This is a genomic window from Streptomyces sp. NPDC018029 (assembly GCF_044327655.1).
Taxonomy (GTDB): Bacteria; Actinomycetota; Actinomycetes; order Streptomycetales; family Streptomycetaceae; genus Streptomyces.
Window position 1 is genome coordinate 431,778 of the sequence record NZ_JBIRFV010000001.1, and the last position, 19,177, is coordinate 450,954.

General features: G+C 72.2%; 18 protein-coding genes. 7 read left to right on the plus strand and 11 right to left on the minus strand.

Annotated elements, in window-relative coordinates; all coding sequences use genetic code 11:
* Position 1: 1 nt before the first annotated feature.
* From ACH4D5_RS01875 to ACH4D5_RS01895, 5 genes are read right to left on the minus strand one after another with little or no spacing between them, the layout of a single operon-like run.
* Positions 2–1,252, minus strand: a complete 1,251-nt coding sequence (locus ACH4D5_RS01875; protein WP_398297529.1) for an NAD(P)/FAD-dependent oxidoreductase — start codon at positions 1,250–1,252, stop codon at positions 2–4.
* Positions 1,253–1,261: 9 nt separating this feature from the next.
* Positions 1,262–1,459, minus strand: a complete 198-nt coding sequence (locus ACH4D5_RS01880; RefSeq protein WP_362996863.1) for a ferredoxin — start codon at positions 1,457–1,459, stop codon at positions 1,262–1,264.
* Positions 1,460–1,496: 37 nt separating this feature from the next.
* The gene (locus tag ACH4D5_RS01885; RefSeq protein WP_398297531.1) at positions 1,497–2,357 is read right to left on the minus strand and encodes a fumarylacetoacetate hydrolase family protein; all 861 of its coding nucleotides are present in this window, start codon (positions 2,355–2,357) and stop codon (positions 1,497–1,499) included.
* Positions 2,354–3,301, minus strand: a complete 948-nt coding sequence (locus ACH4D5_RS01890; RefSeq protein ID WP_398298495.1) for a 3,4-dihydroxyphenylacetate 2,3-dioxygenase — start codon at positions 3,299–3,301, stop codon at positions 2,354–2,356. The genes ACH4D5_RS01885 and ACH4D5_RS01890 overlap by 4 nt, the downstream gene beginning before the upstream one ends.
* A 28-nt stretch (positions 3,302–3,329) precedes the next feature.
* Positions 3,330–4,880, minus strand: coding sequence for an aldehyde dehydrogenase (locus ACH4D5_RS01895; RefSeq protein WP_398297533.1), 1,551 nt, complete (start codon positions 4,878–4,880; stop codon positions 3,330–3,332).
* A gap of 139 nt (positions 4,881–5,019) precedes the next feature.
* Between ACH4D5_RS01895 and ACH4D5_RS01900 the strand changes: the two genes are divergently transcribed.
* Positions 5,020–5,805: a gamma-glutamyl-gamma-aminobutyrate hydrolase family protein gene (locus ACH4D5_RS01900; RefSeq protein WP_398297535.1), complete on the plus strand. Its 786-nt coding sequence runs from the start codon at positions 5,020–5,022 to the stop codon at positions 5,803–5,805.
* 255 nt (positions 5,806–6,060) lie between these two features.
* Here ACH4D5_RS01900 and ACH4D5_RS01905 read toward each other — a convergent pair whose 3' ends face one another.
* Entirely contained in the window at positions 6,061–6,645 is a 585-nt protein-coding gene (locus ACH4D5_RS01905) for a MarR family winged helix-turn-helix transcriptional regulator (protein ID WP_398297537.1), read from the minus strand.
* 59 nt (positions 6,646–6,704) lie between these two features.
* Entirely contained in the window at positions 6,705–7,496 is a 792-nt protein-coding gene (locus ACH4D5_RS01910) for an acetoacetate decarboxylase family protein (protein ID WP_398297539.1), read from the minus strand.
* Between the two features lie 720 nt (positions 7,497–8,216).
* Here ACH4D5_RS01910 and ACH4D5_RS01915 point away from each other — a divergent pair.
* Both ACH4D5_RS01915 and ACH4D5_RS01920 read left to right on the plus strand, forming a co-directional pair.
* Positions 8,217–9,518, plus strand: coding sequence for a glutamine synthetase family protein (locus ACH4D5_RS01915; protein WP_398298497.1), 1,302 nt, complete (start codon positions 8,217–8,219; stop codon positions 9,516–9,518).
* Positions 9,502–10,860: a cytochrome P450 gene (locus tag ACH4D5_RS01920; protein ID WP_398297541.1), complete on the plus strand. Its 1,359-nt coding sequence runs from the start codon at positions 9,502–9,504 to the stop codon at positions 10,858–10,860. Before ACH4D5_RS01915 ends, ACH4D5_RS01920 begins: the two co-directional genes overlap by 17 nt.
* Before the next feature lie 34 nt (positions 10,861–10,894).
* Here ACH4D5_RS01920 and dusB read toward each other — a convergent pair whose 3' ends face one another.
* Positions 10,895–12,034 carry a tRNA dihydrouridine synthase DusB gene (gene dusB / locus ACH4D5_RS01925; protein WP_398297543.1) on the minus strand — a complete coding sequence of 380 codons (1,140 nt, stop codon included), beginning with the start codon at positions 12,032–12,034 and terminating at the stop codon, positions 10,895–10,897.
* A gap of 48 nt (positions 12,035–12,082) precedes the next feature.
* Positions 12,083–13,018 (minus strand): helix-turn-helix transcriptional regulator, encoded by a 936-nt coding sequence (locus ACH4D5_RS01930; RefSeq protein ID WP_398297545.1) that lies wholly within the window; start codon positions 13,016–13,018, stop codon positions 12,083–12,085.
* A 101-nt stretch (positions 13,019–13,119) separates the two neighbouring features.
* On the opposite strand from ACH4D5_RS01930, the gene ACH4D5_RS01935 reads away from it, so the two are divergent.
* From ACH4D5_RS01935 to ACH4D5_RS01950, 4 genes are all read left to right on the plus strand, one after another.
* Positions 13,120–14,565 carry an MFS transporter gene (locus tag ACH4D5_RS01935; RefSeq protein ID WP_398297547.1) on the plus strand — a complete coding sequence of 482 codons (1,446 nt, stop codon included), beginning with the start codon at positions 13,120–13,122 and terminating at the stop codon, positions 14,563–14,565.
* Between the two features lie 275 nt (positions 14,566–14,840).
* Positions 14,841–16,268: an MFS transporter gene (locus tag ACH4D5_RS01940; RefSeq protein WP_398298499.1), complete on the plus strand. Its 1,428-nt coding sequence runs from the start codon at positions 14,841–14,843 to the stop codon at positions 16,266–16,268.
* Between the two features lie 97 nt (positions 16,269–16,365).
* Positions 16,366–17,382, plus strand: coding sequence for an aldo/keto reductase (locus ACH4D5_RS01945; protein WP_398297548.1), 1,017 nt, complete (start codon positions 16,366–16,368; stop codon positions 17,380–17,382).
* Positions 17,383–17,406: 24 nt separating this feature from the next.
* The gene (locus ACH4D5_RS01950; protein WP_398297550.1) at positions 17,407–17,994 is read left to right on the plus strand and encodes a TetR family transcriptional regulator; all 588 of its coding nucleotides are present in this window, start codon (positions 17,407–17,409) and stop codon (positions 17,992–17,994) included.
* A 6-nt stretch (positions 17,995–18,000) separates the two neighbouring features.
* On the opposite strand, the gene ACH4D5_RS01955 is transcribed toward ACH4D5_RS01950, so the two are convergent.
* Complete coding sequence (locus ACH4D5_RS01955) at positions 18,001–18,333, minus strand: hypothetical protein (protein ID WP_398297552.1); 333 nt, start codon at positions 18,331–18,333, stop codon at positions 18,001–18,003.
* Positions 18,334–18,387: 54 nt separating this feature from the next.
* Positions 18,388–18,954 (minus strand): Uma2 family endonuclease, encoded by a 567-nt coding sequence (locus tag ACH4D5_RS01960; protein WP_398297553.1) that lies wholly within the window; start codon positions 18,952–18,954, stop codon positions 18,388–18,390.
* Between the last annotated feature and the right edge of the window lie 223 nt (positions 18,955–19,177).

Consider the following 19,177-nt stretch of genomic DNA (forward strand, 5'->3'; position numbering starts at 1 on the left):
GTCAGGGTGTTGGTTCGGGGAGTGGTAGCAGGTGGGCGCGGTGGTGGGATGCCGCGGTCGTTGCTGTGGGGCCGCCCAGGGCGGTTATGGCGATCAGGTGTTCGTTTTGGTAGTAGGCGTAGAGCAGGTCGCCTTCGGGGGCGGTCGGGTCGCCTTGCAGGAGGTGGCAGTGGTCGGCGAGGGAGGGCTGGCCGAAGGACTGCAGGCGCAGTGCGTACTGGTCGCTCCAGAAGGACGGGAGCGGGGCGAAGGGGGCGGGGTCGGGCCGGGCGGTGCCGGTCAGGCCCGCGACCAGGGTGCGGGCCGCGTGGCGGGCGGTGTCGCCGGGGACCGACCAGTGTTCGACGCGGCGCGGCACGGGGCCGTAGCGCGGGTTCGGGAAGCGGGCGACGTCGCCGACGGCTACCGCGTGCGGGAGGCCTCCGACGCGCAGGTGGGCGTCGCAGAGCACCCCGTCGGTCAGATCCAGTCCGGGGGTCGCCGCCAGCCATTCGGTGTTGGGCCGTGAGCCCACCGCCTCCACGACCAGGTCGGCCGGGACCTCGGTGCCGTCGTCCAACACTGCCGAGTGAGGCGTGAATTCGACCGTCGAGCGGCCCATCAGGAAGCGTACGCCTCGCGCCTCGTGGCGGCGCCGCAGCGCCCGGGCGAGGTCCTCGCCGACCGCGAGGAGCATCGGCTCGGCCTCCGGCGCGACGACCGTCACGTCGCAGCCCGCCGTACGCGCGGTCGCCGCCACCTCGCAGCCGATGAAACCGGAGCCGATGACCAGCACCCGGGCGCCCGCCACCAGCCCGGCGGCCAGAGCCGCCGAGTCCTCCAGCGTGCGGAGGACGTGCCGGGGCGGGCCCCCGGTGAGCGGGAGTCGTCGTGGCCGCACCCCCGTCGCGGCCACGAGACCCTCGTACACGTACGCCGAACCATCGGCCAGCGTCAGCGTGCGCGCGGCCAGATCGGCGGACGCGACCGCCACGCCCAGACGCCATTCGACGTCCTCGACGCTGGGGCGGCGGCGCAATCGGGTGGCACCGGCGGGCACCTCGCCCGCGAGAACTTGCTTGGACAACGGCGGCCTGTTGTACGGGAGGTGGGGCTCGTCCCCGAACACGGTGATCGCTCCCCGCCATCCCGCGGCCCGCAGCTGCTCCGCCGCGCGCAGCCCGCCCAGGGAGGCGCCCACGACGGCGATCCCCACCGCCGCCGCCGAGGCCGCTCCGGGTGCATGTGCCGGTGCCGCTGCCGGTGCCGCCATGCTCGGGCCTTAGCCCTCGACCCGGATGGCCTGCAGCGGGCAGACGTCGGCCGCGTCCTCCGCGTCGGCGCGCAGCGATTCGTCGGGCGAGTCGACGTACGCGAGGTGCCCTTCGCCGTCGAGCCGGAAGATGTCCGGCGCGGCGAACACACACTGCCCGTGGTCCTGACAGACGTCCAGGTCCACGGTGACGATGACTCGGCCCATTTCAACTCCTCTGGCAGTGAAGGGGATGCGGAAGTCCTCAGCGGCGCGGTGGGCGGATGCCGCGGAACTCCCAGTCGCCGCCCAGCGCCGTGGAGAGGACCTCCTCGGACGCGGTGGGCTGGGCGCCGACGTCGGTGCGGATCGCCGCCGGCCCGGTGACGACGTGGTTGGTGAGCCGCCCGAGACCCTCGGCCTCGACCTCGACGACGTCCCCGGGGCGGACAGGGCGGGACCCCGCGGGCGTCCCGGAGAGCAGCACGTCGCCCGGCTCCAGGGTGATCGTGCGGGCGATGTCGGCGACGAGGTAGTGCATGTCCCAGGCCATCTCGTCCGTCGAACCGTCCTGCACGAGCACGCCGTTGACGTACGTCCGCAGGTACTTGCCGCGGAAGTCCCAGCCGGTGACGAGGCCGGGGCCGAGCGGGCAGAGCGTGTCGGAGCCCTTGACGCGGAGCATCGACCCGGCGTCGGTGTCGCGGAAGTCGTGCAGGCCGAAGTCGTCGGCGACGGTGTAGCCCGCGATGTACGAACCGGCCTCCGCGGGCGCGATGTTGCGGCAGGTGCGGCCGATGACGATGCCGATCTCGCCCTCGTAGTTCAGGTACTTGCAGCCCTCGGGGCGTACGACCGCGCCGCCGTGGGCGTTGAGGGCGGAGACGGGCTTGTGGAAGTAGGTGGGCGCGGGCGGCAGCACGACCCCGAACTCCGCCACCCGGCTGCGGTGGTTGAGGTGCACGGCGATCACTTTGGAGGGTCGCACGGGAGGGAGGTGGTGCGCCTCGGAGGCCTTGACGCAGCGCCCGTCCGGGGCCACGAGTTCGTCGCCGTCGCGCACGACCTGGACGGCAGCTCCGTCGAGGAGGACGCGGCGGTACTCGATGGTGCTCGCCGCCCTCATGCGGCTGCCTCCTTCCGCTCGGTACCGGTCCAGCCGTCGGCCGGGCGGTCGAACCAGAGGTGGATCTGCCCCGTCCCGACGGAGTTCTCGTACGCGCTGTAGGGGCGCCCGGGGGCGGTGCAGCGCTCCTCGCCGAGGGCCCCGATCATCATGAGGTAATGCCCGAAACGGGCTTCGGGCCGGTGCGCCAGGAACTCCGGCATGGTGCGCAGGACTTGGGCGTGGTCGCCGCGCTCGAACCACTCGATGCGCTGCCGGTCGGCGGCGCGCGCCTCGGGCGTACGGATGTGGGAGGGGTCGCTCGCCTCGTGGGCGCGCAGCTCCCGCAGCGGCCAGAACGTGTGCGAGAGGGCACCGGACGCGATGAGCAGGACCTTGCGGCCGGGCAGCGCGCCGATGCCGTCGGCGAGCGCGCGGCCGAGCCGCAGGTGGTCCTCGACGTCACCGGTCTGGCAGACCCCGATCGAGACCCACTTCTTCTCGGGGAGGCCGTGGCCCAGGTACGTCCACAGGTTGATCGTGGCGTAGTACACGGGCAGGAAGGGGTCGTCGATCGGGGTGATCCAGGTGCCGTGCTTCTCCGCGAACCGCGCGACGGAGTGGGCGAGTTCGGGATCGCCCGGGTAGTCGTACGGCATGCGGCACATGCCGCGCGGCAGCTCTTCGGAGGTGAAGAGCCCGGCGCGGCGGTGGTGTGCGGAGACCACGAACTCGACGGTGGTCGCCCAGTGCGAGTCGAGGACGACGACGGTGTCGTAGTCGAGCGTCTCGAAGACGTCGGCGCGCAGGCTGCGCAGGCCGGGGACGAGGCTGATCTCGCGGCCCTCGTTGAGCTCCTTGCGGGTCTCCTCGGGCAGCACGATGGTCGGTACGTGGGCGAGGAGCCCGGCCCCGACGATCTCGCCCCTGGCCTCGCCCCTGACGTCCTCCCTGACCTCACCCATGGCCTCGCCCCTGGCGTCCCCCCTGGCCTCATCCATGGCGGGTCCACCCTTTCGGCGCGGTCACGGTGTTCTTGAGGTCGCAGTAGAAGTCGAAGGACCAGTCGCCGCCCTCGCGCCCGATGCCGGAATCGCGCGATCCGCCGAAGGGCGCGGAGAGGTCGCGTACGAAGAAACAGTTGACCCAGACCGTGCCCGCCACGAGCCGTGCGCCGATCCGGGCGGCACGGTCGCGGTCGCCGGCGACGAGGGTGGCGGCGAGACCGAACCGGGTGCCGTTGGCGAGGCGCACGGCTTCGTCGTCGTCGCCTCCGGGAAACGTCTGGAGGGTGAGGACCGGCCCGAAGACCTCCTCCTGGACGATCTCGGAGTCCTGGGCGACGTCGGTGAGGAGGGTGGGGAGGTAATAGTTCCCCCCGAGCGCGGTGTTGCGGCCGCCGCCGGTGACGGCCTTCGCGCCCGCCTCGACGGCACGGCGGACGAACCCGTCGACGCGCTCCACGTGCCGGGGGTGGATGTTGGGCCCGATGTCGGTGGCCTCGTCGCGCGGATCCCCCTGCGTCAGCTTCGAGACCCGGTCGAGGAAGCGGTCGAGGAAGGCGTCGCGCACGGGCTCCTCGACGAGGATGCGGGTGGCGGCGAGACAGACCTGCCCCGCGTTGTCGTACTGCTCCACGGCGAGGTCGGCGGCCAGCTCCAGGTCGGCGTCGGCGAGGACGAGCAGCGGCGACTTGCCGCCGAGCTCGAAGCTGCAGGGCACGAGGTGGGCGGCGGCGGCCCCGGCGACGCGGCGGGCGGTGGGCACGGAGCCGGTGAAGCTGACGCGGCACACGTCGGGGTCGGCGGCGAGGGGCGCCCCGACCTCTTCACCGTACCCCTGCACGAGGTTGAAGACGCCCGGCGGCAGCCCCGCCTCATGCGTGATGTCGGCGAGGAGGGAAGCGGTGAGGGGGGTCCACTCGGCGGGTTTGAGCACGACGGTGGAGCCCGCCGCGAGCGCCGGCGCTACCTTCCAACTGGCCAGCATCAGCGGGGCGTTCCACGGCGTGATGAGCACGGCCGGGCCCGCCGGGTCCCAGCTGACGTGGTTCGTATGGCCCCTCGTGTCGAAGTCCTCGTGGCCGAGGGCGAGGAGCCGGTCGGCGAAGTAGCGGAAGTTGTGCGCGACGCGCGGCATGACGCCACGGCGGTGCGAGCGCAGCAGCGCGCCGTTGTCGGCGGTCTCGACCGCCGCGAGGTCCTCGGCGCGGGCGTCGACGCCGTCGGCGACGGCGTGCAGCAGCCGGGCCCGCTCGGCGGGCGGCGTCGCCGCCCAGCCGGGGAACGCGGTACGGGCGGCGACCACGGCGGCACGTGCCTCGCCGGGGCCGCCACGTGCGATGCGGGCGAGCGGGGCGCCGTCCATGTCCATGTCCATGTCCATGGGCGAGTGGTCGGTGAAGGTGGAGGCGGAGGCGGAGGGCACGCGGGTGCCGTCGATCCAGTGGCGGGTGTCGATGGGCACGCCTTCGACGATCGCGAGTGCGTCCTCGGGGGTCGCGGGTGCGTCCTCGGGGGCCGCGGTGGGAGGAGCCTGAGCCATCACTGCCTCCAGTTCGTTTGAACCCAAACAACGTACGAGCGGAGGCGGACGGGGGTCAACCCCTCGTGAGGGACGGCCTATTGCTCTACCGTTTGGGACCAAACGAGCGCGGATCCATCCCGGCCGTGGGGAGGTCTCCATGCCGTGCCGCCGCCCCCTGATCGCCCTCCCCCAGCGGTACGCCGCGACGACCTCCGCCCTCCGTTACGCCGCCGTCGTCACCGCCCGCGCCCTCGCCGAGGCCGTGTTCCGCGCGGGCGGCGAGCCGTTCATGATGCTCCCCGGTCCCCCGGAGGAGGCCGCCGAACGGCTGTCGCGCTGCGCCGGACTGCTGCTGCCGGGCGGCGGGGACATCGCGCCGTGGCGGTACGGGGTGGGGCGGGGATCGCCCCCTGAAGGGGGACCGCGAGTGCACAGTGCGGTGTACGACGTCGATGACGCGCAGGACGACTTCGATCTCGCCCTCGTCGACTGCGCGTTGGCCGCCGGCCTGCCCACCCTGGCGGTGTGCCGCGGGCTGCAGGCGGTGAACGTCGCCCTCGGCGGCACGTTGCGCCAGGACATGGGCGGCCCCGGCGCGGAGCACCGCCATGTGCTGCACCCGGTGCGGGTGGCGGCCGGGTCGACGTTGGCGCGGGCGATGGGTGCGGATGTGGGGGCAGGTGCGGGTGTGGGTGCGGGTGGGGTGGGTTCCGGTGAGGTGGTGGTCTCCTGCTACCACCACCAGTGCGTGGACCGCCTCGCGCGGGGCCTCACCGCCGCCGCGTGGGCAGCCGACGGAACCATCGAGGCGCTGGAACTTGTGGGTGGACGTGGGTGGTTCGCGGCGGTGCAGTGGCACCCGGAGGATACGGCGGAGGAGGATGCGGGCCAGCAGGGCTTGTTCGAGTCCCTGATCCGAGCAGCCGCACCCCAAACTGAGTAACCCCCACCCACAAGCGCCCCTTCAGGGGCGCGAGGAACTGCGCGACCAGCCCCCACGACCCCGCAGACAACCACGCTCCGCAGCCACCCCCCAGGGGCGCGGGGAACTGCGCGACCAACCCCCACCATCCGGCAGAGAACCACGCACCGCAACCACCCCCAGGGGCGCGGGGAACTGCGCGACCAACCCCCACAACCCGCAGCGAACGCACGAGGCGGGGCGCCGGGCACGAGGCGCGGGGCGCGGGGGCCGGGGCTAAGCGGATCGTTTGGGTCTGCGGCCACTGCGCCGGGGAACGGGCGGCGCCCCACCCAGGAGGCGCCGCCGCCGCCCGTCCCCCTCCTCCTCCGTCCGCACGACGATCCTGCGCAACAGATCCGCCAACGTCTCGCACTCCTCGTCCGACAGCCCCTCCGTGACGAACGCCTCCTCGGCGTTGAAGGCGGGGAAGACCTCACCCATGAGGCGCTCACCCTCGTCCGTGAGGCGGAGCAGCACGAGCCGGCCGTCGTCGGGGTGACCGCGGCGCTCGACGAGGCCCCGCCCCATGAGGGTGCGGGCCACCCCCGTGAGCGTGCCCTTGGAGATGCCGGCCTCCTCGGCGACGTGACGCGTCTCCGTCTCGCCCCAGATCCAGACGACGTAGAGGACCACGAAGGAGGTCCACGTCAGTTCGGCGCCGCGGAGCACGGAGTTCTCGAAGTGCTGCCGTACGGCCGCCGCCGCGCGGTAGATGTTCGAGACGGCGGCCATCTGCGCGTACTGGACAGGGGTTCCGGTGCCGCCGAGCTTGGCCCGGACCGCCTTCTCGGTCTCGCGGATGGTGCGGTGGCCCGTCACTCGGTGTCTCCTCATTGCTCATGTGGTTCGTGCTCGGCCGGGCGGGGCCGGCCAGGTGTCTACAGCTCACGCTCCAGCAGCGTCCCGCCGTTCCAGGTGACGCCCACCTGACGGTAGTACGCGCCGATCGGCTCCTCGACGGTGAGCGCGGCCAGCTCCTCCGTGGGCGCCTCGAAGAGGTCGAGTTCGGCCTCGCCCGACCAGGCCTGGCCGCCCTCGAAGGCCGCGGCGCCCGACTCGATCAGCTCGTCCAGGGCCAGGCCCTTGCCGTCGATGGAGGGGAGTTGACGGTGGTGGGCCATGGGGTGGGCGTTGACGAAGCCGTTGGTGGGCGAGGGGGCGCGCAGGGTGACCACCGCCTGGGCGAGGCGGTGGTCGGCGGCGGCGAGCGTGGCGCCGAAGGTCGCGCCGGGTTCGATGCGAGGGGCGGGGCCGTAGGGGTGGGGGCGGGTGAGGTGGATGGAGCCGAGCTTCTTCGGGTAGCCCTGGTGGTTGCCGCGGGCGATGGCGAAGTCCTTGTCGACCCAGATGTAGACGCAGCGGGAGTAGGTGCGGCCGCGGTAGGCGCAGCGGACGACCGCGAAGCACTCCTTGTACTGGGCACGGACGGGGTCGAGGAGTTCGGCCCTGCCGGCGCCGCAGGACTGCCAGTCGGCCCAGATGAGGGCGACTGCGCCGGGGTCGTCCGGGGCGGGGTCGAGGGGGGCGGGGAGGAGTTCGCGGACGCGGGCCGGGTCGGTGCGGTACTCGACGGTGAGGAGGTCGCCGGAGTAGTGCCAGGGGGGTGGGGGCACGATGGAGGACCGGCCGGTGGCGCTCTTGGGCGGCAGGAATCCCCTGAGTCCGGCCATGACCAGCCCCTTCCGCAACTCGTTTGATCCCGTACGGTACGCCGGGGCGTGGTGCGCTGTCACGGGTTCTGGCGGGGGCGCCTTGGGCGGGGGTCGCCTTCCGCCCGTCTGTGGGGCGGGGCCGCGGGGGTATGTGCGTACTCGCCATCCCTGCGCCGCGCCTCAAGTCCAAAGACGCCACAGTGTGCTCGGTGCTCCGTTCGCACATACCCCCACGTCCCCTCGCGAGCGCGTGCGCCTGCACCCCGGTGGGGGCCGTGCCCCTACCCCCGCAGGACGTCGCGGGGCAAACGGGTGGGTGGGTGGGAAACATCCGCCGCGAAGCGGCGGGCTCGGTGCTCCTACCCCAGCGGGGCGGCGCGGGCAGACCCCACCCACCCCGCCCCTACCCCCGCAGGACGTCGCGGGGCAAACGGGTGGGTGGGTGGGAAGCATCCGCCGCGAAGCGGCGGGCTTGGGGCTCCTACCCCAGCGGGACAGCGCAGGGCAACCACCCACCCGCCCCCACCCCCTTGCGTGCAACCCCCCACCCTTCCTATCGTTTGAGGTCAAACAACAACCGCGCATCGGACATCGCACCCCCAGAAAGGCTGGGCACGGGTGAGTGAAGCGAGCGCACCATTCCAGGGTGGGGACCCGTGTGGGGACCCCGGTAGGGCCACCGGCGAGCACACCCACGTCACGGAAACCGTCGAGGCCCTCCGCACCACCGGCACCGACATCGTCCGCGTCATCTACCCCGACCTCCTAGGGGCGGACCGCGGACGCGACGTCCTCGTCGGACAGTTGCCGGGAGCCTGCGGGCACGGGCTCACCTTCTGCCGCGCCGTCTACCACACCACCCCCAGGGGCGACGTCGTCCCCGTCCCGGGGGGACTCGACGCGGGGCTCCCCGACATCTGCGTACAACCGGATCTGCGCACGCTCAAACCGCTGCCGTGGGAGCCCGGCGTCGCCTGGTGCCTGGGCGACAGTCTCGATCCGCACACGGGAGCGCCCGTCGCCGAGTCGCCCCGCGCCCTGCTGCGGCGGGTCCTCGACCGGACGGGCGAGTACGTGGGCGACGACGGGATCTCCGTCGTCGTCGGACCCGAGCTGGAGTACTTCCTGTGCGACGCCTCCCCGGCAGCCGCGTCCGGCTGGGTCCCCTACGGCGGCGCCACGGGGAACGTGTACAGCGCCGGGCGGCGCGGCGACCCCGACGGTCATCTGCTGCGCACACTCAGGCTGTTGCGCGAGCTCGGCATCGGCGTCATCGCGGGGAACCACGAGTTCGACGGCGGGCAGTTCGAGATCAATCTCGATCACTCCGGGGCCCTGGACGCCGCCGACCGCGCCTTCTTCTTCAAGGCCGCCGTCAAGGAGGCCGCCCGCCACGAGGGGCGGCTCGCGACCTTCATGGCGAAGCCCTTCAACGGGCTCGGCGGGTCCGGGTTCCACGCGCATCTGTCACTGGTCGACGCCGACGGGCGGAATATCTTTGATGATCCGCATGCTGACGGCGGGCTCTCCGCCACCGCCCGGCACGCCGTCGGCGGTGTCCTGCGGCACGCGCCCGCGCTCACCGCCCTGCTGAATCCGACCGTCAACTCCTACAAGCGCTTCGGGCCCGACACCCTCGCCCCCTGGCTGATCGACTGGGGTCTCGACAACCGCAGCGCCATGGTCCGCATACCGCCCGAGCGCGGCGCGGGCGCCAGGCTGGAGCTGCGTCTCGGTGACGCGTCCGCCAACCCCTACCTCCTGGTCGCGGGCGCTGTCGCCGCTGTGCTGCTCGGGCTGCGCGACAAGCCCGAACCGCCCGCCCCGCTGGAGGGTTACGGATACGACGAGACCTCAGCGGCCCGGCTGCCCGCCACTCTCCCCGCCGCCCTCGACGCCCTGGAAGCCGATGAGGCGCTCACCGGGCTGCTCGGCGACGGCTTCGTCCGCGCCTTCCTGACGTACAAGCGCAATGAAGTCGAGAGGTGTCAACTGGCGGTGACTGACTGGGAGTTCGGTGAGTATGCGTTTCTCATTTGACCGGAACACAACTGACTGGGACTCAACTGACTGGGACTCATCCGACCGGGACTCATCCGACCAGATCTCATCCGACCGGGCTCCGGCCGGGTTCCTCTCCCTCGCCGACGTCGACCTCGCCGACAACGACCGGTTCACCGACCCTGCGCTGCCCTGGCGGATGTTCGACGTGCTGCGTCGCGAGGATCCCGTCCACTGGCAGCCCGAGCCGCCGCCCAACTCCGGTTTCTGGGCGGTCACCCGGCATGCCGACATCGTGCGGGTCGACCGCGATCCCGAGACCTTCACCTCCGAGCGGTTCACCAACCTGGAGGAGGTGGACGAGGACTACATCACCCTGCGCCGTTCACTGTTGGAGACCGACGGGCTGCGGCACCGGGCCATGCGGCTCATCCTGCAGAAGCGGTTCACGCCGCGGGCCGTCGCGACGTACGAGACGTTCCTGCGGGGGCTCACGGCGCGCACGCTCGACGCCGCCCTGCCCAAGGGGACCTTCGACTTCGTGCGGGAGATCTCCGCCGACTTTCCCATCAACGTGCTCGCGCGCATGCTCGACGTACCCGAGGAGGACACGCAACGGCTCATCGACTGGGGCAACCGCATCATCGGCAACACCGACCCCGACTACGCGGACGTGCTGCTGGAGAGCGCGGAGAGCGAGCGGTATCGGAACCTGCCTTTTCGGTCGCCTGCCGCTCTTGAAGTCTTCGCGTATGGGCGGGAGTTGGCGGCACGGCGGCGGGGCGGGAGCGGGGACGACCTCGTGAGCGCTCTGGTGAACAGCTCGCCCCGGGACGGGGTGCCGCTCTCCGCGACCGACTTCGACAACTACTTCCTGCTGCTCGTCGTCGCCGGGAACGAGACCACCCGGCACGCCATCTCGCACTCCATGCTCGCCCTCATCGAGCACCCCGAGGAGCGCGCCAGACTCGTCGGCGACCCCTCGCTGATCCCCGGCGCCGTCGAGGAGTGCCTGCGGTGGGCCTCGCCCGTCTACCACTTCCGGCGGACGGCGACCCGTGACGTCGAGCTCGGCGGCAAGCGGATCAGGGCGGGCGACAAGGTCGTGCTGTGGTTCGCCTCCGGCAACCGCGACGAGGACGTCTTCCCCGATCCGTACCGCTTCGACGTCACCCGCGAGAACAACGACCACGTCACCTTCGGCAAGGGCAGCCCGCACTTCTGCCTCGGCAACTCCCTGGCCCGCCTGGAGATGCGGGTCATGTTCGAGGAGCTGCTGCCGCGGCTCGCGGACATCCGCGTCGCCGGTGAGGTGCGGCGCGTGCGGTCCAACTTCGTCAACGGGATCAAGGAGCTGCCCGTGACGGTCACGCTCAGCTAGCGTGACGCTCAAGCAGCCCGTACGCGGGGGCCGTTCAGCCGCCCGACGTGTCCAGTTCCGCTTCCTCGCCGACGCCCGCGCAGTCGTAGGGGTCCTTCAGCCAGCCGTCCGGCAGCACCACGCGGTTGTTGCCGGACGTGCGGCCGCGCGGGCCGTCCGCGCCCGCCGGCCACTCCTGGTCGAGGTCCAACTCGCCGAGGCCGTCCTCCAGTTCGGCGAGCGACGACGTGACGGCGAGGCGCTTGCGCATCTCCGAGCCGACCGCGAAGCCCTTCAGGTACCACGCCACGTGCTTGCGGAAGTCGATGACGCCGCGCGCCTCGTCGCCGATCCACTCGCCGAGGAGCGCGGCGTGGCGCAGCATGACGGCCGAGACCTCGCGCAGGTCCGGCGCCTTGGGCGCGCCCGTGCCCTCGAAGGCGGCGACCAGGTCGCCGAAGAGCCAGGGGCGGCCCAGGCAGCCGCGGCCCACGACGACGCCGTCGCAGCCCGTCTCGTTCATCATGCGGACCGCGTCGGCGGCCGACCAGATGTCGCCGTTGCCGAGGACGGGGATCTCGGGGACGTGCTCCTTGAGGCGGGCGATGGCGTCCCAGTCGGCCGTGCCGCCGTAGTGCTGGGCGGCCGTGCGGCCGTGCAGGGCGATCGCCGTGACCCCTTCCTCGACCGCGATGCGGCCCGCGTCCAGGAAGGTAATGTGATCGTCGTCGATGCCCTTGCGCATCTTCATGGTGACGGGGAGGTCACCGGCGCCGCTGACGGCCTCGCGGAGGATGGCGCGGAGCAGCGGGCGCTTGTACGGGAGCGCGGAGCCGCCGCCCTTGCGGGTGACCTTGGGGACGGGGCAGCCGAAGTTCAGGTCGATGTGGTCGGCCAGGTCCTCCTCCGCGATCATGCGGACGGCCTTGCCGACGGTCGCCGGGTCGACGCCGTACAGCTGGATCGAGCGGGGCTTCTCCGTCTCGTCGAAGTGGATCAGCTGCATCGTCTTCTCGTTGCGCTCCACCAGGGCGCGGGTGGTGATCATCTCGCTGACGAAGAGGCCCTTGCCGCCGCTGAACTCCCGGCACAGCGTCCGGAACGGCGCGTTCGTGATGCCCGCCATGGGGGCGAGCACGACGGGCGGCTGCACGGTGTGCGGGCCGATCGACAGGGGCTGCGGCTGGGAGGGCATGGATGATCTCCGGGACGGACGACGGGACCCTCTATTGTCCCTCACTCCTCAGGCGGCCGTGCCGCCCTCCCCGGAGAGCCCCGCGAGGCGCTCCAGGCGCTCCTCCGTGGCGTCGTCGGCGGGGATGTACGCGATCAGGCGGTACGCCTGCGTGAGCGGGGCCATCCACAGCATGCGGTGCTCCAGGCGGAGCAGGCCGACCCGGGGGTGCTGATAGCGCTTGACGTGCGGCGCCATGGTCGCCACCTCGTGCCGCTCCCACAGCTCGCGGAACTCGGCGGACGCCCCGGCAAGCCGGTCGCGCAGCTCCTTCCAGGCGGGCTCCGCGCCGTGCTCGGCCATGGCGCCGCGGAACTTGGCGACCAGGTCGCGCAGCATCTCGTCCCGGTCGAGGAAGGTCTCCCGCCAGCTCCGGCTGGTGGCCAGGAGCCACAGGCAGTTGCGGTCGCGCGGCTCCATCGCGTCGAAGTCGCCGAAGACGTGGGTCCAGGAGCGGTTGTACGCGAGGACGTCGTAGCGGCCGTTCTGCACGGTGGCCGGGTAGGGGCCGAGGCGGCGCATCAGCCGTCGTACCTCCGCGGAGAGCGCCGTGCACTCCGCCTCCGGGCGCGGGTCGACGGCGCCGGCGAGCGCGAAGAGGTGGGCGCGCTCGCTGGGGTCCATCAGCAGCGCCCGCGCGATCGCGTCGATGACCTGCGCGGACACCTTGATGGAGCGCGCCTGCTCCAGCCACGTGTACCAGGTGACGCCGACGCAGGCCAGCTGCGCGACCTCCTCGCGGCGCAGGCCCGGCGTGCGGCGGCGGGCGCCGCGGGGCAGGCCGACCTGCTCGGGCGTGACGCGTTCGCGGCGGCTGCGGAGGAAGGCGGCGAGCTCTTGGCGGCGGAGGTCGGCGGCGAGGGGCGCGGCAGATGCAGCGGCGCCGGTGGTGGCGGTGGTGGCAGTGGCGGTGGTGGCGGTGGCGGTGGTGGCGGTGGCGGTCACCGCTCCAGGCTGCGTCATCGCGCAGCCTGTTTCCAGGTTCGCCTGGTACCAGGATAAGGACACTCTGGTACCCCTCTGGGCGCCGGAACATCGTCGTATCCGTGACTCTCACGACCCACACCGACAAGTCCCCCGCCACCGGTGCGGCCGGTCCCGCCGCGCCCTCTCCCCTCACCTCCCTCGGCCTCCTCACCGTCCTCCTCGGCGCCTCCCTCTCCAGCATCGACTTCTTCATCGTCAACATCGCCCTGCCCAGCATCGAGCGCGACCTGCGCGCCTCCCCCGCCACGCTGGAGATGGTCGTCGCGGGGTACGCGGTGGCGTACGCCGTACTGCTCGTCCTGGGCGGCCGCCTCGGGGACACGTACGGGCGCCGGAAGCTCTTCCTGTGGGGCGTGGCCGCCTTCGGCCTGACCTCGCTGGCCTGCGGGCTCGCGCCCGGCGCGTGGTGGCTGGTGGGGGCGCGGGTGGCGCAGGGCGCCGCCTCCGCGCTGATGCTGCCGCAGGTCCTCGGCACGATCCACGCGACGACGCGGGGCGAGCGCCGGGCCAGGACCGTCGCGCTGTACGGCGCGGTGAGCGGCGTCGCGGGGCTGCTCGGGCAGGCCCTCGGCGGCGCCCTGGTCGCCGCGGACCTGGGCGGCACGGGCTGGCGCGCGGTGTTCCTCGTCAACGTGCCGGTCGCGGTGGTGGCGCTGCTCGTCGGGGTGCGGGCGGTGCCGGATAGCCGCGCCGAGCGGCCCGTACGGGGCGACGTACTCGGCACCGTCCTGTTCGCCGGCGCGCTGACCGCGCTCCTGCTGCCCCTGACGGAGGGCCGCGCGACGGGCTGGCCGCTGTGGTCGGTGCTCCTGCTGGTCGCGGCGCCGCTGCTCGGCTGGGCCTTCGGGGCCGTGGAGAGCCGCGCCGAACGCACCGGCGGCAGCCCGCTGCTGCCGCCGTCGCTGCTGCGCGAGCCCGCCGTGCGCAGGAGCCTGGTCCTGGGCCTGCCGATCTTCATCGGCTTCAGCGGCTTCATGTTCGGGTTCGCGATCATCCTCCAGCAGGGGCTGGGGTACGGGGCGCTGCAGGCGGGCCTGGCCGTGATCCCGATGGGCCTCACGCAGATCCCCGCGTCGATGCTCGTGCCGCGCCTGGTGCGCCGCTGGGGAACCCGCGCGATGCCCCGGGCCGCCCTGGTCCACGCCACGGGTCTCGCGGTGCTCGCGGCGACGGTGCTGTGGGCTCCGTGGCCCGGCCTGAACCCCCTGGCCCTCGCTCCCGGGCTGCTCCTGTGCGGCGCAGGACAGGGCGTCCAGCTCGCCCTCTACTACCGCGTCGCGCTCGCGGCCGTACCCGCCGCGCGGGCGGGCGCGGGCAGCGGCCTCGCCGCGACCGTGCAGCAGTCGTGCCTGGCCGTGGGCGTGGCGACGATCGGCTCGCTCTTCCTGGCGCTGGTCCCCGACATCGGCATGCGGAGCGCGTTCGTGACGGCGCTCGGGGTGCAGCTGGCGGGGCTGCTCGGCCTGGCGCTGCTCAGCCTGCGGCTGCCGCGGCGGCTGGCCTGAACCGGCTCGCCTCCCCCGGCCCTGTCCGGGCCGGGGCCCGCCCGGCGATTTACGGTCGAAAGATGCCCGCTGAACCGAACCACCGCGACATGGAGCCGGACCACCGCGACACCGAGCCGGGCCACCCTGAGCCCGAGCGGGGCCACCGCAAGCCCGAGCCGAACCGCCGCGACACCGAGCCGAACCGCCGTGACGCCGAGCGGGGCCACCGCAAGCCCGAGCCGGAACACCGTGACGAAACCAGCCACCGCGACGGACTCCCCCACCGCCGACGGATGCTCGTCCTCGCGATCTGCTGCACCAGCCTGCTCATCGTCACGCTCGACAACACGGTCCTGAACGTCGCGCTGCCCACCCTGCAGAAGGAGTTCGACGCGAGCGTCTCGGGCATGCAGTGGACGGTCGACGCGTACACGCTCGTCCTCGCCTCGCTCCTCATGCTCGCGGGCTCGACCGCCGACCGGATCGGCCGCCGCAAGATCTTCGTGACGGGTCTGGTCGTCTTCACCCTCGGCTCGGCGCTCTGCTCACTCGCGCCCAGCCTCGAACTCCTCGTGGTCTTCCGCATGGTGCAGGCGGTCGGCGGCTCCATGCTCAACCCGGTCGCGATGTCGATCATCACCAACACCTTCACCGACCCGCGCGAGCGGGCCCGCGCCATCGGCGTCTGGGGCGGCGTCGCGGGCATCTCCATGGCGGCGGGCCCGCTGCTCGGCGGGGTGCTCGTGGAAACGGTCGGCTGGCGCTCGATCTTCCTGGTCAACCTGCCGGTGGGCCTCGCCGCGCTCCTCCTCACCCTGCGGTACGTCCCCGAGTCGCGCGCCCCGAAGCCGCGCCGCCCGGACCCGGTCGGCCAGCTCCTCGTGATCGCGCTGCTCGGCGCGCTGACGTTCGCGATCATCGAGGCGCCGCGCGCCGGCTGGACGTCACCGCTGATCCTCGGCTCCGCGGGCGTCGCGGTGCTCGGCCTCGCCGGACTGCTGCGGTACGAGCCGCGCCGCGCCCAGCCCCTCATCGACCTGCGCTTCTTCCGTTCGGCGCCGTTCAGCGGCGCGACGGTGATCGCGGTCTGTGCCTTCGCGTCCCTCAGCGGCTTCCTCTTCCTGTCGACGCTGCACCTCCAGGACGTCCGCGGCCTCGACGCCCTGCACGCCGGGCTGTGGATGCTGCCGATCGCGGCCATGGCGCTGGTCTTCGGTCCGCTGTCGGGCCGCCTGGTGGGCAGCCGCGGCCCGCGCGTCCCGCTGCTGATCGCGGGGGTGACGATGACGGCCTCCGGGATCCTCTTCGCCGCGTTCGAGGCGGAGTCCACGGGCGGGCCGCGCCTGGTCGGCTACCTCCTCTTCGGCCTCGGCTTCGGCTTCGTGAACGCGCCGATCACCAACACGGCCGTCTCCGGGATGCCGCGCGCCCAGGCGGGCGTCGCCGCGGCGGTCGCCTCCACCAGCCGCCAGATCGGCACGACCCTCGGCGTCGCGGTGATCGGCGCGGTCCTGGCGTCGGGCGTCGCGTCCTCCTCGTACGCGGAGGACTTCACGGAGGCGAGCCGCCCGGCCTGGTGGATCCTCACGGGCTGCGGGCTCGCGGTGCTGGTGCTCGGGGCGGTGACGAGCGGGCGGTGGGCGCGGGAGTCGGCGCGGAGGACGGCGGAGCGGCTGGAGGAGGAGACGGCCACCGCCCAGCCGCTGACGCAGGACAAATGACGCACACGCGATGACACACGACAGGTGACAGACGACAGGTAACAGATGACAGATGACAGATATTGAATTCTGTCATCTGTCATGTCATGGTGGACGCATGCGTACTCTCACTCTCGGCACGGCCGGCCCCCTGACCTCCGCCCTCGGCCTCGGCTGCATGGGCATGTCCGCGCTCTACGGAGAGGCGGACCGGACGGAGTCCATCGCGACCATCCACGCGGCGCTCGAAGCGGGCGTGACCCTCCTCGACACCGGCGACTTCTACGCCATGGGGCACAACGAACTCCTGATCGGCGAGGCCCTGCGCACGGCCCCCGCCGCCCACCGCGAGCAGGCCCTCACCAGCGTCAAGTTCGGCGCCCTACGCGACCCGGACGGCGGCTGGTCGGGGTACGACGGCCGCCCGGCGGCGGTCAAGAACTTCGCCGCGTACTCCCTCCAGCGCCTCGGCGTCGACCACATCGACGTCTACCGCATCGCCCGCATCGATCCGGACGTCCCGGTCGAGGAGACGGTGGGCGCCATCGCGGAGCTGGTCGAGAAGGGGTATGTGCGGCACATCGGCCTCTCTGAGGTCGGCGCCGCGACGATCCGCCGGGCGGCGGCCACGGCCCCCATCTCGGACCTCCAGATCGAGTACTCCCTGATCTCGCGCGGTATCGAGTCCGAGATCCTGCCGACGGTCGCGGAACTGGGCATCGGCGTGACGGCGTACGGGGTGCTCTCCCGCGGCCTGATCTCCGGCCACTTCACCCGCGACCGCAAGCTGGCCGCGAACGACTTCCGCGCGATGAGCCCCCGCTTCCAGGGCGAGAACCTCGACCGCAACCTCGACCTCGTCGACGCGCTGCGGAAGATCGCCGACCAGAAGGGCGTGAGCGTCGCGCAGACCGCGATCGCGTGGGTGCTCGCGCAGGGACCGCGACACGGGGCGTCGATCGTGCCACTGGTGGGCGCTCGTACCCGCACCCGCCTGGGTGAGGCGCTCGCCGCCCTGGACGTGACGCTCGACGCCACCGACCTGGCCGCGATCGAAGCGGCCGTCCCCGCGGACGCGGCGGCGGGCGCACGCTACCCGGACTCCCAGATGGCACACCTCGACAGCGAGCGCTGATCCGTCCCCGGGTACGGTCTAGCCATGGCAGCAACCGCGGCTCCCCTGACCCCCGAGCGCATCCTCGAAGCGACCGAGGAGGTGCTGCGCAGGCACGGCGCGGCCAAGGCCACGGTCGTCGACGTGGCCCGCGCCCTCGGGGTGAGCCACGGCACGGTGTACCGCCACTTCCGTACGAAGACGGAGCTGCGCGGCGCGGTGACGCGGCGCTGGCTGGACCGTACGTCGGAGACGCTCTCCGGAATCGTCACCGGCACGGAGCCCCCCGAGGCGAAGCTCCGCCACTGGCTGGCGGCCCTCTTCGACGCCAAACAGCACAAGGCCGGCGACGACCCCGAACTGTTCGCCACCTACTCCGTTTTGGTCGGCGAGAACAGCGACGTGGTGGACGACCACATCGCGGACCTCACGTCCCAACTCACGACGATCATCCAAGAGGGCGTGGCGGAGGGGGACTTCGCGTCCCCCTCCCCCGAGGTCTCGGCCCGCGCGGTCTTCGACGCGACGAGCCGCTTCCACGACCCGGCGTACGCGGCACACTGGTCCCGCCCGGGCATCGAGGACGACTTCACAGCGGTCCTCGACCTGACCCTGCGCGGCCTGCGACCCTGACGCCGGCTACCGGCGCCCCAGCAGCCGGGGATCCACCTCACCCTGCCGCACGATGATCTCCGCGACGCCATTGTCCGGCCCTCCTCCAGCACTCCGGAGAGCACGCCGCACAGCGGCAACAGCAATATCGGCCGCCTCACCGGGCATCTCGGCCCTGACCTGCAACGTGGCCCCGACCGAGAAGAAATCACCGGCGTACCCATGAGAGGTGGCCGTCGGCACGAACTCGTACTCCGGCTCGCTCACCATCTCGGCGAGCATCCCCTCCTGAAGAACCGCCCACGCGTCGTCGGAGACGTCCAGCAACAACTGAACATCAACTTCCCAGTCCTTGCTCACGACGGGGACACACTCCTTCTTCATACCCACCTGCTCAACAGCCCTGCGACCGGTTCAGATCTGGCCGAGGTCGATCTCCGCTGCGAAGGGAGCGGTGATCTTCAGGGCGCCGGCGAACGCGTCCCCTTCGCGGTACGTCCTCGTCGCGGGATCGAGCAGGTACGTATACACCAGCGGTGTACCCGTCGCGGCCTGCTCGATCCGCCAGTAGAAGCCGATCCCGGCCTTGGCGTACTGGTCCACCTTCACGACCCGATCGGTGGTCTCCGAGCCCGGCGACACCACCTCGACCACGAGCAGTACGTGCTCCGGGCGGGTGGGCGTGATGTCGATCGTGTCCGCACGGTAGACGATGATGTCGGGGCGGCGATTGGTCAGCGGGACGTCCTGAAGCCGGACGTCGAAGTCCGTGTCGGCGTTCCAATCGGGGCCGGCTGCGGCGTCCAGGGCGTTCGCCAGGAGCCGGGCCAGCCGATTGTGCCGCTTGGAGGCGCTGGGGCTCACGACGACCATTCCGTCCACGATCTCGATGCCGGCGCACTGCTCCTCGGACCACGACTCGTACTCCTCCGCCGTGATCTGCTGGTGCATCCACGCCGGGGCCACCATCTCGGCAGTCATGACACGCCTCCCGGACACTGTGCGGCGGGCCCGATCCCGCTGCACTCAGCGTACTGACTCCCACGCGCCGGGGCGGTACGGAAACCCGCTGCGGGCGGTCCCGGACGCGGCGGCCAGGAGGGGAGCGCGGGGGACAACACGGCCTCGGGCGGCGCAACTGCTCCACGAGCAGCTGCGCGCACTGGAGCAACAGGCGCGGGAGGCCCGCCGCCGAGCCGACTGC